The 14,348-nt window shown below is 72.8% G+C and carries 13 protein-coding genes and 2 pseudogenes; 11 read left to right on the top strand and 4 right to left on the bottom strand.

Annotated elements, in window-relative coordinates; all coding sequences use genetic code 11:
- A partial coding sequence (locus CCN29_RS04260) for a GntR family transcriptional regulator (protein WP_143661273.1) occupies positions 1-266 on the bottom strand: 266 nt, incomplete at its 3' end.
- Positions 267-313: 47 nt separating this feature from the next.
- On the opposite strand from CCN29_RS04260, the gene CCN29_RS04255 reads away from it, so the two are divergent.
- Positions 314-823, top strand: coding sequence for a carboxymuconolactone decarboxylase family protein (locus tag CCN29_RS04255; RefSeq protein WP_086680105.1), 510 nt, complete (start codon positions 314-316; stop codon positions 821-823).
- Between the two features lie 4 nt (positions 824-827).
- Here the strand turns inward: CCN29_RS04255 and CCN29_RS04250 are convergent, their stop codons facing one another.
- Both CCN29_RS04250 and CCN29_RS04245 read right to left on the bottom strand, forming a co-directional pair.
- Positions 828-1,784 (bottom strand): ABC transporter substrate-binding protein, encoded by a 957-nt coding sequence (locus tag CCN29_RS04250; RefSeq protein WP_006133498.1) that lies wholly within the window; start codon positions 1,782-1,784, stop codon positions 828-830.
- Between the two features lies 1 nt (position 1,785).
- Positions 1,786-2,886, bottom strand: a pseudogene (locus CCN29_RS04245) (ABC transporter permease subunit); the annotation flags it as partial.
- Here CCN29_RS04245 and CCN29_RS35280 point away from each other — a divergent pair.
- A pseudogene (locus tag CCN29_RS35280) lies at positions 2,869-3,006 on the top strand (SseB family protein); the annotation flags it as partial. The pseudogenes CCN29_RS04245 and CCN29_RS35280 overlap by 18 nt on opposite strands.
- A 31-nt stretch (positions 3,007-3,037) precedes the next feature.
- Here CCN29_RS35280 and CCN29_RS04235 read toward each other — a convergent pair.
- On the bottom strand, positions 3,038-3,415 hold the full coding sequence (locus CCN29_RS04235; RefSeq protein ID WP_006132334.1) for a DUF1844 domain-containing protein: 378 nt from the start codon (positions 3,413-3,415) through the stop codon (positions 3,038-3,040).
- Positions 3,416-3,813: 398 nt separating this feature from the next.
- Between CCN29_RS04235 and infC the strand changes: the two genes are divergently transcribed.
- The 9 genes from infC (at position 3,814) to CCN29_RS04190 (ending at position 14,334) form a co-directional block, all read left to right on the top strand.
- Complete coding sequence (gene infC, locus CCN29_RS04230) at positions 3,814-4,458, top strand: translation initiation factor IF-3 (RefSeq protein WP_078540917.1); 645 nt, start codon at positions 3,814-3,816, stop codon at positions 4,456-4,458.
- Between the two features lie 112 nt (positions 4,459-4,570).
- Positions 4,571-4,765: a 50S ribosomal protein L35 gene (gene rpmI, locus CCN29_RS04225; RefSeq protein ID WP_003977225.1), complete on the top strand. Its 195-nt coding sequence runs from the start codon at positions 4,571-4,573 to the stop codon at positions 4,763-4,765.
- A 100-nt stretch (positions 4,766-4,865) separates the two neighbouring features.
- Entirely contained in the window at positions 4,866-5,249 is a 384-nt protein-coding gene (gene rplT / locus CCN29_RS04220) for a 50S ribosomal protein L20 (RefSeq protein WP_004933571.1), read from the top strand.
- A 162-nt stretch (positions 5,250-5,411) separates the two neighbouring features.
- On the top strand, positions 5,412-6,260 hold the full coding sequence (locus CCN29_RS04215; protein ID WP_006132336.1) for a TrmH family RNA methyltransferase: 849 nt from the start codon (positions 5,412-5,414) through the stop codon (positions 6,258-6,260).
- A gap of 91 nt (positions 6,261-6,351) precedes the next feature.
- Complete coding sequence (locus CCN29_RS04210; protein ID WP_006132337.1) at positions 6,352-7,497, top strand: sensor histidine kinase; 1,146 nt, start codon at positions 6,352-6,354, stop codon at positions 7,495-7,497.
- A gap of 174 nt (positions 7,498-7,671) precedes the next feature.
- On the top strand, positions 7,672-8,793 hold the full coding sequence (gene pheS, locus CCN29_RS04205; RefSeq protein ID WP_031065138.1) for a phenylalanine--tRNA ligase subunit alpha: 1,122 nt from the start codon (positions 7,672-7,674) through the stop codon (positions 8,791-8,793).
- Entirely contained in the window at positions 8,793-11,315 is a 2,523-nt protein-coding gene (gene pheT / locus CCN29_RS04200) for a phenylalanine--tRNA ligase subunit beta (protein ID WP_086680103.1), read from the top strand. Before pheS ends, pheT begins: the two co-directional genes overlap by 1 nt.
- Before the next feature lie 325 nt (positions 11,316-11,640).
- Entirely contained in the window at positions 11,641-12,705 is a 1,065-nt protein-coding gene (locus CCN29_RS04195) for a PP2C family protein-serine/threonine phosphatase (RefSeq protein ID WP_031022727.1), read from the top strand.
- A gap of 288 nt (positions 12,706-12,993) precedes the next feature.
- Positions 12,994-14,334, top strand: coding sequence for an NsdA family TPR-like regulatory protein (locus tag CCN29_RS04190; RefSeq protein WP_031022729.1), 1,341 nt, complete (start codon positions 12,994-12,996; stop codon positions 14,332-14,334).
- Positions 14,335-14,348 lie beyond the last annotated feature (14 nt).

The raw sequence follows: 14,348 nt of genomic DNA, 5'->3' as shown, positions 1-14,348 counted from the left end.
ACGGCGCGCTCGGCGACGCGGGTGCCGGAGCCCTGGCGTGCGGTGAGCCAGCCCTCGGCGATCAGGTCGGCGTAGGCGTCGGCGACGGTGTTGCGGGCGATGCCCAGATCGGCGGCGAGGGAGCGGGAGGAGGGCAGCCGGGTGCCGGGGGCGAGCCGGCCGCCGCGGACGGCTTCCCGCAGGGCGTCGGTGAGACCGCGCCGCAGCCCGGGCCCGCTCGGGTCGAGGTGCAGGTCGATGCCGAAAGTGGCCCAGCGTTCCGCCATGGAACTGGACCATACTCCTGGGCTGACCGGCTCCTAGGGTCGAGGGCATGACGAACACCACCGACACGACCGGGACGGCCACGTACGCGGCGGAGGAGCCCGCCCGTCTGGAGTGGACGAAGCACGCCCCCGAGGTCTACAAGGCGATGGTCCGGCTGGACGTCGCGGCCCGGAAAGGGCTGGACCCGAAGCTGGCCGAGCTGGTCAAGGTCCGCGCCTCGCAGCTCAACCACTGCGCGTTCTGCCTGGACATGCACACCAAGGACGCCCTCGCGGCGGGCGAGAGCGTCGAGCGGATCGTCCAGCTCTCCGCGTGGGAGGAGTCGCGGCACTTCTACACGGAGAAGGAGCTGGCCGCGATCGAGCTGACCGACGCGGTCACGGTCCTCACGGACGGCTTCGTGCCCGACGATGTGTACCAGCGGGCCGCCAAGCAGTTCGACGAGGCGGAGCTGTCCCAGCTGATCGCCGCCATCGCGGTGATCAACGCCTGGAACCGGTTCGGCGTGACCTGCCGGATGACTCCGGGCCACTACCAGCCGGGACAGCACCAGTAGACGATCAGGGCAGCCACTTCTCCCAGACGGAGCGGTGGCTGTCCACCCATTTCCCGGCCGCCTCCTCGGGCGACAGCTTCTGCTCGGCGATCATCAGGGAGACCTCGTTCTGGTCCTCGGTCGTCCACTCGAAGTTCCTGAGCAGCTCCGCCGCCTTGCCGCCGTCGCGCGCGAAGTCCGCGTTGAGGTACTTCTGGAGCGGGGTGTGCGGGTAGGCGCAGGCGACCTTCTCCGGGTCGGCGTCGCAGCCCTCCTCGTACGGGGGCAGCTTCACCTCCGTCATCGGCACCTGCTCGGACAGCCACTGGGGCGTGTACCAGTAGGTCAGGAACGGCTTCTTCTCCTTGGCGAACTGCTGGATCTGGGTGATCTGCGCGGCCTCGGAGCCGGCGAACACCACCTGGTAGTCCAGCTTCAGGTTCTTCACCAGCGCCTTGTCGTTGGTGACGTAGGAGGGGGAGCCGTCGAGCAGCTGGCCCTTGCCGCCGCTCTCCGGCGTGCGGAACTGCTCGGCGTACTTGTTCAGGTTCTTCCAGTCGGTGACGTCCGGGTGCCGCTCGGCGAAGTACGTCGGCACGAACCAGCCGATGTGCCCGGTGACGCCCAGGTCACCGCCGTTCACGATGGTCTTCTTGTCCTGGACGTACCGCTGCTCCTGCTCGGGGTGGCCCCAGTCCTCCAGGATCGCGTCCACGCGGCCCTGGCTGAGGGCGTCCCAGGCGGGCACCTCGTCGACCTGCACGGTGTCGACGCGGTAGCCCAGCTCGTGCTCCAGCAGGTACTGGGCGACGGCCACGTTGGCCTGGGCGCCGACCCAGGACTGCACCGACAGGGTGACCGTCCTCGCCCCGCGCGCGTTGGCGAACGGCGAGGCCTGCTTGGTCATGTCGGCGGCCCCGCAGCCGGTCAGCAGCGCGAGCGCGCAGCCCGCCGCCACCGCGGGAATCGTACGGATCCGCATGTCACGCTCCCTTCCGTGCGCGGCGACCGGTGGGCTGGGTGACCCGGTCGAGCATCAGGCCCAGGCAGACGATCGCGGCGCCGGCCACCAGACCGGTCGCCAGGTCGCCCTGCGCAAGACCGAAGACGACGTCGTAGCCGAGCGCGCCGCCGCCGACCAGGCCGCCGATGACGACGACGGCCAGGACCAGCACCACGCCCTGGTTGACGGCGAGCAGCAGCGCCGGGCGGGCCAGCGGCAGCTGCACCTGCCGCAGCTGCTGGGCGCCGGTCGCGCCGAGCGAGCGCGCCGACTCCAGGGCGGCCGGGTCGACCTGGCGCAGCCCCTGGGCGGTGATCCGGACGACCGCGGGCAGCGCGTAGACGACCGCGGCGGCGACCGCCGGGGCGCGGCCCACGCCGAACAGGGCGACCACCGGGATCAGGTACACGAACTGCGGCATCGTCTGGAACACGTCCAGCACCGGGCGCAGCCACCGTTCGACGCGGTCGCTGCGGGCAGCGGCGATGCCGGTCGCGAAGCCGACGACGAGAGCCACGGCGACGGCCGCGAGGACCTGCGACAGCGTGTCCAGCGACGGCTTCCACACGCCGAGCACCCCGATCGCGGCCATGGCGAGGACGGCGGTCAGCGCGGTGCCCCAGGTGCCGATCAGCCACGCCAGGGCGGCGACGACCAGCAGCACGGCCCACCAGGGCAGCCACAGGAGTCCGTCGCGGAGCGGGTCGAGCACCCAGGTGGTGAAGCGGCCCGCCCAGTCGGCGGTGCCGCCGACCACGGGCACGCCCGAGTACAGGTGGGCGGTCATCCAGTCGACGGCCCGGTTGACCGGCTCCGCGATGCCGACGACCCAGCTCTCGGGCCACTCCAGCCGGCCCGCGAGCCGCCCCGCGACCGCGACGGCCACGGCGGCGATCAGGGCGTACGCCCCCAGCGCGCGGGCATTCGGCGCTGGCGCCTCGCCGAGCCGGGCGCCGGCCGCGCCCGTCACCCGGTCGAGGACGACCGCCAGCAGCACGATCGGGATGCCGGCGGCGAGCGCGGCGCCCACGTCCACCGAGGCGAGCGCCTGGTAGACGCGGTCGCCGAGGCCGCCCGCGCCGTGGCGCAGCGGCTCGCCGCCGACGAGACACTGAGGGCCCGCCTGGTGCGCGGCCTCGACCTGGCAGTCCTGCCGGCCGAGGCCTCGCCTCCCGGCGAGCCCTTGTACGTGCGTCAGTGACAGAAGAACGGGCACCGGGGCGCCCGCCGGGTCAGCCGTAGACCGCGCCCGTGTACTTCTCGCCCGGCCCCTTGCCCGGCTCGTCCGGGACCAGGGAGGCCTCGCGGAAGGCGAGCTGGAGCGACTTCAGGCCGTCCCGCAGCGGAGCCGCGTGGAACGAGCTGATCTCCGTCGCCGAGGCGTCCAGCAGACCGGCCAGCGCGTGCACCAGCTTGCGGGCCTCGTCCAGGTCCTTGTACGTGTCGCCCTCCTCGGTCAGACCGAGCTTCACGGCGGCGGCGCTCATCAGGTTGACGGCGACCGTCACGATCACCTCGACCGCCGGAACCTCCGCGATGTCGCGGGCCATGGCGTCGAAGTCGGGGCTGCCGGGGGTCTCGGGGGTGTCCGAGGGGGAGGTCTCACTCATGCCCCACACGATAGGCGCAGCCCCGCGCGCCGCCGACGCCAGGAGCCGGGCGGACGGCCGGTTGGTGCCTGTCCCGGGGAACTGCTAACCTTGTGTAACGACCGGTCGGACCCGTATGTCTCACGGCACGCGAGCCCGGCCCACAAGTGGAGGCTTTCGAACTCCCACCTGGCCGCCCTCAGGGCGGCGGGTCACCGGTCAGGCAGATCCCGTCCCCGAGTCGGCGATCGGCCCGAAAGCGCGCCCCGCGGTCTCCGTGGCGGTGTTCCGGTAGTTCGAGGAGCCCCGCCAGTGATCGTCCGGGGCATTTTTCGTGTCTCGGCGCGGTTAGGTCTAAGGAACACAGACGTTACGCGGCTGTCCGCCAGACCGTCGCGTGGTGCTACCGAGGAGGATCCATCAGCGCCGAGCCCCGCATCAACGACCGGATTCGCGTTCCCGAGGTGCGACTTGTCGGTCCCAGCGGCGAGCAGGTCGGGATTGTCCCGCTTGCCAAGGCCCTGGAGCTTGCGCAGGAGTACGACCTCGACCTCGTGGAGGTCGCGGCGAACGCCCGTCCGCCCGTGTGCAAGCTCATGGACTACGGGAAGTTCAAGTACGAGTCGGCCATGAAGGCCCGTGAGGCGCGCAAGAACCAGGCGCACACGGTCATCAAGGAGATGAAGCTCCGGCCGAAGATCGACCCGCACGACTACGACACCAAGAAGGGTCACGTCGTCCGGTTCCTCAAGCAGGGCGACAAGGTCAAGATCACGATCATGTTCCGTGGTCGCGAGCAGTCCCGGCCGGAGCTCGGTTACCGGCTCCTGCAGCGGCTCGCGGAGGACGTGGCCGACCTCGGGTTCGTGGAGTCGAACCCGAAGCAGGACGGCCGCAACATGATCATGGTCCTCGGTCCGCACAAGAAGAAGACCGAGGCGATGGCCGAGGCCCGCCAGGCACAGGAAGCCCGCAAGGCAGAAGCGAAGGCCAACCCCGGCAAGTCGCAGAACGCCGCGGACGCGGACTCCGTCCAGGCGGCCGAGGAGCCGGCCGAGGCGTGACTCCCCGGGGCGTGAGCCCCAGGAAGCAACCCGACACAAGTACGACGCTCCACCGTGTGCCCGGTTTCACGACCGGGCACAGGAGCGCCACCGACGAGGAGAGAACGGCGCTATGCCGAAGAACAAGTCGCACAGCGGTGCCAGCAAGCGCTTCAAGATCACCGGCTCCGGCAAGGTGCTCCGCGAGCGCGCCGGCAAGCGCCACCTGCTCGAGCACAAGTCGTCCCGCGTGACGCGTCGCCTCACCGGCAACGCCGAGATGGCCCCGGGCGACGCCGCGAAGATCAAGAAGCTTCTCGGCAAGTGACGCCCCGGCGCCCTCACTGAGCGCCGTGCGTCAACACCGGGACCCAATCGATTCCGGGCCGTGTGAAGACCACCACGGCCCCGCTACAAGGAGTTAACAAGTGGCACGCGTCAAGCGGGCAGTCAACGCCCACAAGAAGCGCCGGGCGATCCTCGAGCAGGCCTCCGGCTACCGCGGTCAGCGTTCGCGCCTGTACCGCAAGGCCAAGGAGCAGGTCACCCACTCGCTGGTCTACAACTACAACGACCGCAAGAAGCGCAAGGGCGACTTCCGTCAGCTGTGGATCCAGCGCATCAACGCCGCTGCCCGCGCCAACGGCATCACGTACAACCGCTTCATCCAGGGTCTGAAGGCCGCCAACGTCGAGGTCGACCGCAAGATCCTGGCCGAGCTGGCCGTCAACGACGCCACCGCGTTCGCCGCGCTCGTCGAGGTCGCGCAGAAGGCGCTGCCGGCGGATGTGAACGCGCCCAAGGCCGCGTAAGCACTGCGTTGGCTTGAAGCCGACGTGAGTTATTCAGGACCCGCAGGCTGAAAGCTTGCGGGTCCTGTCGTTCTGTTCGCCGGCCGTCGTTCGGCCGTGGGTCCGTCGTGGCCGGTCGCGCAATTCCCGCGCCCCTGGCTGTTCTTCCTGAAGGTGACTGAAATGGTGTCCGTCGGACCTGAGCTGATCTCTCCCCGGTCCGCCCGTGTGAGTGCCGCCCGGCGGCTCGCCAAGCGGAACTTCCGGGGGAAGGAGCGGCTGTTCCTCGCCGAGGGGCCGCAGGCCGTGCGGGAGGCCGCCGGGCACCGGGACACGCTCGTCGAGCTGTTCACCACCCCCGAGGCCGCCGAGCGGTACGCCGACATCGTCGGGGCCGCCCGGGACGCCGGGGCCCGCGTCCACCTCGCCTCCGACGAGGTCGTCGCCGACATCTCCACCACCGTCACCCCGCAGGGACTCGTCGGGGTGTGCCGGTTCCTGGACACGCCGTTCGAGGAGATCCTCGCCGCCCGCCCCCGCCTCGTCGCCGTCCTCGCCCATGTCCGCGACCCCGGCAACGCCGGCACCGTGCTGCGCTGCGCCGACGCCGCCGGGGCCGACGCCGTCGTCCTCACCGACGCCTCCGTCGACCTGTACAACCCCAAGGCCGTCCGCGCCTCCGTCGGCTCCCACTTCCATCTGCCCGTCGCCGTGGGCGTGCCCGTCGAACGCGCCGTCAGCGGACTGCGCGACGCCGGCGTGCGGCTGCTCGCCGCCGACGGGGCCGGCGACCGCGACCTCGACGAGGAGCTCGACAAGGGCACCATGGGCGGCCCCACCGCCTGGATCTTCGGCAACGAGGCCTGGGGCCTGCCCGAGGAGACCCGCGCCCTCGCCGACGCCGTCGTCCGGGTCCCCATCCACGGAAAGGCGGAGAGCCTGAACCTCGCCACCGCCGCCGCCGTATGTCTCTACGCGTCGGCACGTGCACAGCGCGCCGCCGGAGGGTCCCGCTCCGTCACCGAGAGCTAGTAGGCTGACCAGCTCGGGGACCTCCCCAAGCTCTCGGCCGGGGCCCGGGAACGGGGCGCCCCGAGGACGTTCCGAGAGGTGGGGTACGGGGATGAGCGTCGGCACGAGCAGCGCACCGGGAGCCAAGCGCACGGCGCGCCCGCCCGCGCCCCGGCGCGGTGACCTCGCCGACCTCGGCATCGACCCCGACCAGCTCCCCGACGGACTCGTCGTCGCCGACGAACACGGACGGGTGATCTGCTTCAACGCCGCCGCCGTACGCATCACCGCCGTCCCCGCCGAGCAGGCCCTCGGCCGCGCCCTGGAGGCCGCGCTGCCGTTAGAGGACCTGGAGGGGCGCCGCTGGTGGCAGCTCACCGACCCCTACGGCGGCCTCGCCATCCGGGTCGGCCAGCCCGAGCGCAACCTCCTGCTGCCCGGCGGCCGTGAGGTCCTCGTCTCCGCCCGCTACGTCCGCGTCCGCCCCACCGGGCCCGTCCGCCGTGTCGTCGTCACCCTCCGCGACACCGAGGCGCGACGCCGCACCGAGCGCAGCCACGCCGAGCTGATCGCGACCGTCGCGCACGAACTGCGCTCGCCGCTCACCTCGGTCAAGGGCTTCACCGCCACCCTTCTCGCCAAGTGGGAACGCTTCACCGACGACCAGAAGCGGCTCATGCTGGAGACCGTCGACGCCGACGCCGACCGCGTCACCCGGCTCATCGCCGAACTGCTCGACATATCCCGCATCGACTCCGGGCGCCTCGAGGTGCGCCGCCAGCCCGTCGACATCGGGGCCGCCGTGGGCCGGCACATCCAGGCGCACGTCGCCGCCGGCCAGCCCGCCGACCGGTTCCTGCTCCGGGTGCAGCACCCGCTGCCCGCGCTGTGGGCCGACCCCGACAAGATCGACCAGGTGCTGAGCAACCTGCTGGAAAATGCCGTGCGCCACGGCGAGGGAACCGTCACCATCGACATCACACCCTCGGCGTCCCCGCGCGACCGCGAGCACGCCGAACCCGCAGCCACGTCGGTCACCGTCAGCGACGAGGGGCCCGGCATCCCGGAGGAGTCCATGAACCGCGTCTTCACCCGCTTCTGGCGGGGCAGCAAGCGCGGCGGCACGGGCCTCGGGCTCTACATCGTCAAGGGCATCGTCGAGGCCCACGGCGGCAGCATCACGGTCGGACGCGCCCCCGGCGGCGGCGCCGAGTTCCGATTTACGCTGCCCGTGGCTGCCCCCGCGTATCTCACCTGAGACGCCTGCGGCCCCCACGGGCGCCTTCGCGTACACCCACCCCGTTAGACTCGGCCTTTGGCACCTTTGCGTCCCGAGGACGAACGCCGCGCCCCGCTGCGGGCGCGCGACGGACCGTTCGTCCACGAGTCGATGACGGGGACCATCAGCCAGCCAACGGAAGCACGGGAAGAGATGTCGGCACCGAATAAGTCGTACGACCCTGTCGAGGTCGAGGCGTTGAAACCGGAAGAGATCGAGCGCATGCGGGACGAGGCGCTCGCCGCCTTCGCCGCCGCGGACTCCCTCGACGCGCTCCAGGAGGCGAAGGTCGCGCACACCGGCGGCACCTCCCCGCTGGCCCTGGCCAACCGCGAGATCGGCGCGCTGCCCCCGCACGCCAAGGCCGACGCCGGCAAGCGCGTCGGGCAGGCCCGCGGCGCCGTGAACAAGGCGCTCGCCGCCCGCCAGGCCGAGCTGGAGGCGGAGCGGGACGCGCGCGTCCTCGTCGAGGAGTCCGTGGACGTCACGCTGCCCCACGACCGCGTCCCGGCCGGCGCCCGCCACCCCCTCACCACGCTCTCCGAGCGCATCGAGGACATCTTCGTGGCCATGGGCTACGAGGTCGCCGAGGGCCCCGAGGTCGAGGCCGAGTGGTTCAACTTCGACGCCCTGAACATCGGCCCTGACCACCCGGCGCGCGGCGAGGCCGACACGTTCTTCGTCGAGGGCCCCCAGGGAGGCTCCGAGTCCGGCGTCGTACTGCGCACCCACACCTCGCCCGTGCAGATCCGCTCCCTGCTCGACCGCGAGCTGCCGGTGTACGTGATCTGCCCCGGCCGCGTGTACCGCACCGACGAGCTGGACGCCACGCACACCCCCGTCTTCCACCAGGTCGAGCTGCTCGCCGTCGACGAGGGCCTGACCATGGCGGACCTCAAGGGCACCCTGGACCACATGGTCCAGTCGCTGTTCGGCGCGGAGATGAAGACCCGGCTGCGGCCGAACTTCTTCCCCTTCACCGAGCCGTCCGCCGAGATGGACATGCTCTGCTACGTCTGCAAGGGCGCGTCCGTCGGCAACCCCGACCGGCCCTGCCGCACCTGCTCCAGCGAGGGCTGGATCGAGCTCGGCGGCTGCGGCATGGTCAACCCGCGGGTGCTCACCGCCTGCGGCGTCGACCCCGAGAAGTACAGCGGCTTCGCCTTCGGGTTCGGCATCGAGCGGATGCTGATGTTCCGCCACAACGTCGAAGACATGCGAGACATGGTCGAGGGTGACGTCCGGTTCACCCGGCCGTTCGGGATGGAGATCTGATGCGGGTCCCGCTTTCCTGGCTGCGGGAGTACGTCGACCTGCCGGCCACCGAGACCGGCCGTGACGTGCAGGCCAAGCTGATTTCGGCCGGCCTCGAGGTCGAGACCGTCGAGCACCTCGGCGCCGACCTCAAGGGCCCCCTCGTGGTCGGCCAGGTGCTGACCATCGAGGAGCTGGAGGGCTTCAAGAAGCCCATCCGCTTCTGCACGGTCGACGTCGGGCAGGCCAACGGCACGGGCGAGCCGCAGGAGATCGTCTGCGGCGCCCGCAACTTCTCCGTCGGCGACAAGGTCGTCGTGGTCCTGCCCGGCGCCACCCTGCCCGGCGGCTTCTCGATCAGCGCCCGCAAGACCTACGGCAAGACGTCCCACGGCATGATCTGCTCCAGCGACGAGCTGGGCATGGGCGACGACGGTACCCACGGCATCATCGTGCTGCCGCCGGAGACCGAGGTCGGCAAGGACGCCATCGAGCTGCTCGAACTGGTCGACGAGGTCCTGGACATCGCCGTCACCGCCAACCGCGGCGACTGCCTGTCCATCCGCGGCGTCGCCCGCGAGACCGCCATCGCCTACGGCCTGCCGCTGCGCGACCCGGCGCTGCTCGACGTGCCCGGGCCCAACGCCTACGGCTACCCGGTGAAGGTCTCCGACCCGGCCGGCTGCGACCGCTTCACCGCCCGCACGGTGACCGGCCTCAGCCCCGAGGCGCGCTCCCCGATCTGGCTCCAGCGCCGGCTCCAGAAGGTCGGCATGCGCCCGATCTCGCTCGCCGTCGACGTCACCAACTACGTGATGATGGAGCTCGGCCAGCCGCTGCACGCCTACGACCGCCACCAGGTCCAGGGCACCATCGGCGTCCGCCGCGCACAGGAGGGCGAGAAGATCGTCACCCTCGACGGCGTCGAGCGGAAGCTGCACGCCGAGGACCTCGTCATCACCGACGACCGCGGCCCCATCGGCCTGGCCGGCGTCATGGGCGGCGCCGACACCGAGATCGCCGACCACGACCCCTCCGAGGAGGGCGCCGGCGCGACGACCGACGTGATCATCGAGGCGGCCCACTTCGACCAGGTGTCGGTGGCCCGCACGGCCCGCCGCCACAAGCTGTCCTCCGAGGCCTCCCGGCGCTTCGAGCGCGGGGTGGACCCGCAGGCCGCCGCCGCTGCCGCGCAGCGCACCGTCGACCTGCTGGTGCTGCTCGCCGGCGGCACCGCCGAGGCCGGCGTCACCGAGGTCGTCGCCCCCGGCGCGCCGCACACCATCACCATGGCCGCCGACCACCCGGACAAGGTCGCCGGTGTGACCTACGGCCGGGAGACCGTCGTACGCCGCCTCCAGGAGGTCGGCTGCGACGTCTACGGCCAGGACGAGCTGATCGTGACCGTCCCGTCGTGGCGGCCCGACCTCACCGACCCGAACGACCTCGCCGAGGAGGTCATCCGGCTGGAGGGCTACGAGAACCTGCCCTCCACCCTGCCCAGGCCGCCGGCCGGCCGCGGTCTGACCGCCCGCCAGCGGCTGCACCGCCGCATCGGCCGGGCGCTCGCCGGCGCCGGGTACGTCGAGGCGCTGAACTACCCGTTCGTCAGCGAGCAGGTCTTCGACCAGCTCGGCCTGGAGGCCGACGACCCGGCCCGCCGCGTCGTCAAGCTGGCCAACCCGCTCAGCGACGAGGAGCCCGCGCTGCGGACCTCGCTGCTGCCGGGGCTGCTCGCCGCGCTGCGCCGCAACGACGGCCGGGGCTCGCACGACCTCGCGCTGTTCGAGACCGGCCTGGTCTTCCAGCCGCGCGACGCCGCCGAGGTCGCCGCGAACCTCCCCGTCGACCGGCGCCCGAGCCCCGACGACATCGCCGCGCTGAACGCCGCGCTGCCCGACCAGCCGCGGCACGTCGCCGTGGTGCTGGCCGGCGCCCGCGAACAGGCCGGCTGGTGGGGCAAGGGCCGTCCGGCCGACTGGGCCGACGCGGTCGAGGCCGCCCGGACCGTCGCCCGCGAGGCCGGCGCCGACCTGCGCATGCGCAAGGGGCAGTACGGGCCGTGGCACCCGGGCCGCTGCGCCGAGCTGACCGTCACCGTCGACGGCGCCGAGCGCGTCGTCGGCCACGCCGGTGAGCTGCACCCGCGCGTCCTGAAGACGCTCGGTCTGCCGGCGCGCGCCTGCGCGATGGAGCTGGACCTGGACGTCCTGGAGCGGGTGGGCGACACGGTGCCGCAGGCGCCGTCCATCTCCACCTTCCCGGTCGCCACCCAGGACGTCGCCCTGGTCGTCGACGCCTTCGTGCCCGCCGCCGACGTGGAGGCGGCCCTGCGCGAGGGGGCCGGTGAACTGCTGGAGTCCATCCGCCTGTTCGACGTCTACGAGAACGCCGAGCAGCTGGGCGAGGGCCGCAAGTCCCTGGCGTACGCGCTGCGCTTCCGCGCGGACGACCGCACGCTGACCGTCGACGAGGCGTCGGCGGCCCGGGAGACGGCAGTCGCCCTGGCGGCGGACCGCACCGGCGCGGTACTCCGCGGCTGACACCGCGCGCTGTCCCGCGTACGGGATGCTCGCACGGGCCGGTCACAAGGCAGCGCGCCTTGTGACCGGCCCGTGGTGTGTGCGGTTGGCCGGGTGAGGCGCCCCGGAGGGGCGGAAGGGGGGTTCCGGTTCGGGCATATGACGGGGTGGGCGCGGGCATGTCAGGGCTGGTCAGCGAGCGGAACCCCGAAGTCCCCTCGGTTACTCACTCCTTCGAGTGACTGAGTCGGGTGATGCGACCGGATCGGGGGTCGCGGTCGACAGAATCGGACCGGCCTCTCGAGGCCGGTCTGCGCTGTCCGGGCCTATTTGGGGGGCCATCGGCATGATCCGCTTCAAGCCTGGGGCTCCCCGCGGGGTGCCGCCCCGGTTCCTGTCACGGCTGAGCTCCCTCGCGGTGCCCACGGCGTGGAGTGCCGTCGCCGTGGCCTACCGCCTGGCCTGCCCGCTGGCCCGGGACGACGCCCTCGGCGCCCGCCTGGTCAGCAGCGCCGTCCTGTGCACGGTCGGCACCGGCATCGTCCTGCACGTCCGCCGCCGCATGCTCCGCGAGGTCCGGCACGCCCGCCGGATCGCCGAAGCCGCCCAGAGCGTGCTGCTGCGGCCTCCCCCGCCCCGTGTCGAAGGGCTGGCCGTCGCCGCCCTCCACCTCTCCGCGGACCCGGGCGCCCGCATCGGCGGCGACCTGTACGAGGTGACGGCCACCGAGCACGGCGTACGGGCCGTCATCGGCGACGTCCGCGGCCACGGCCTCGGCGCCGTCCGCACCGGCGCCGCCGTCCTCGGCAGCTTCCGCGAGGCCGCCCACGACGAGAAGACCCTCGCCGGGGTGCTGCGCCGCCTGGAGCGGGCCATGGACCGGCACCTGCGTGAGCGGGCGGACGGCGACCACCTCGCGCCGGACGGCGCGCCCGCCGCCGAGGAGTTCGTCACCGTCCTGCTGCTGGAGATCGACCCGGACGGCGAGGTGCACGCCCTCAACTGCGGCCACCCCTGGCCGTACCGCCTGACCGGCACGGGTGCCGAGCCGCTGGCCCGCGCCGATCCCCTCCCGCCCCTCGGCCTGTTCCCGCTCCCCGGCGACCTGCCCACCGCCGCCTGCGGGCGGCTGCTCCCCGGCGACATCCTCGTGCTGCACACCGACGGCGCCGAGGAGGCCCGCGACGCCGACGGCCGCTTCTTCCCGCTCCGGGACGTCCTCACCGAGGCCGCCCGCGACCGTCCGGGCACGCCCCAAGCCGTCCTGCGCACGGTCCTCACCGCCCTGCTCGACCACAGCGCCGGCCCGCCGAAGGACGACGTGGCCCTGCTGATCCTCAGGAACGAACGCTGCTCCCCGCCCACGCGGCCCACCCGCGGCGCCTCCCGCTCGGCCACGGCCGACCGGTAGCGCCGCGCCCCCGCCCGGCCACGGCCGGCCGGTGGTGCGCGAGGCCGGCTGGCCGTCCGCCCCGCCGCGGAGTGTCGGGCAGGCGGCCGGGCGGACGGCGGACATACGGGCCGCCGCTGTACGAGGGGGAGCCGGCGGCCCGGCCGGCCTCTTTCGAGGCAATCCAGTCAACCGGCCGGGCACGCTCCGCGACAGCGCGTGCACACTACGGATGCGCGCACTTCGTTCACACCCCGTGTGAACGACCAGCCACTACCCTGTCCGCACCGAGCCACCGGGGGGCCCGACATGCAGCCCAACACTCTGCTCGACGCGATCCTCGACGAGGCCGGCATCTCCCACGCGGGGCTGGCCGCGCACGTCAACCAGGCCGGGCGGGCACGCGGTCTGACACTGCGCTACGAACACACCGCCGTCGCCCGGTGGCTGAAAGGGCAGCGCCCCCGGGGCCAGGCGCCCGACCTGATCTGCGAGGTGCTCGCCGCCCGGCTGCGCCGCCCCGTCACCCTCGACGACATCGGCCTCGGCGTCCACGGCGAACCGGCCGTCCCGCACACCGGCTCGCTCTCCGGATTCGTCGAACGGGCCACCGCGCTGTGGCGCTCCGACCAGCAGGGCCGCCCGCACCTCCTCGGCGCCCCCGCCGTCACCGGCACCCCGGCCGTGATGCCCGTGTGGGAGTGGGAGAACCCGCCCGAGGACGTGGACGTCTCCCGCGGCGGCCCGCACCGGGTCACCCCCGGCGACCTGGAGATGCTGCGCGCCGCCCGCGCCCACTACGAGCTGATGTACCGCAAGGCCGGCGGCATGGCGACCCGCGCCCGCATCGTCGGCTTCCTCAACGCCGAGACCGCCCCGCTGCTGCGCGGCAGCTACACCGACGCCACCGGCCGTCAACTCCACCGCGCGACCGGCGGGTTGGTGGCAATCGCGGGCATCTGCGCCTACGACTCCGACGCCCACGGCCTCGCCCAGCGCTACTTCCACCAGGCGCTGCGGCTCGCCAAGGCCAGCGGCGACCGCGGCCTCGGCGCCTATGTGATCGCCCTGCTCGTCAACCAGTCGCTGCACATGCGGGAGTTCCGGCAGGCGGTCGCCTTCGCCGAGGCCGCGCTGCGCGCCGCGGGCCGGCGCATCACCCCGGCGCTCGCCTCGGACCTGTACGCGATGCAGGCCAAGGCGTACGCCCATCTCGGCGACGGGGCAGGCGCGTTGTCCTGCATCCGGCGGGCCGAGCAGTCCGCCGAGCGCATCCGGCGCGGCCACGAGCCCGACGAGACCGGCTATGTCCAGCCGGGCCTGGTCAACGTGCAGGTGGCGGAGGCCCTGTTGAGCCTCGGTGAGCTGGCCGCGGCGGGTGAGCACGCGACGGCGGCCGTGGACACCCCGGCGCACGACCGGGGCCGGGTGCACCGGCTGGCCATGCTGTGCACCGTCGAACTGCGCCAGGGCAACGCCGACCGCGCGGTGGCCGTCGCCGTGCAGATGGCCGAGCAGGCCCGCGGCATGGAGTCGCAGCGGCTGCGCGACCGGCTGCGCGAGGTGCGCGAGCATCTGGTCCGCAGCGGCTGCGCTGGCACCGCCGAGGCGGCCGAACTCATCGACGGAGCGCTGCGGGTGCCGCTGTAGCGGGCCGCGCGCCG

The sequence above is a fragment of the Streptomyces pseudogriseolus genome, assembly GCA_002154585.1.
GTDB classification, from domain to species: domain Bacteria; phylum Actinomycetota; class Actinomycetes; order Streptomycetales; family Streptomycetaceae; genus Streptomyces; species Streptomyces pseudogriseolus.
Note: the sequence above shows the minus strand (reverse complement) of the source record. Positions and strands in the feature narration are given on the sequence as shown.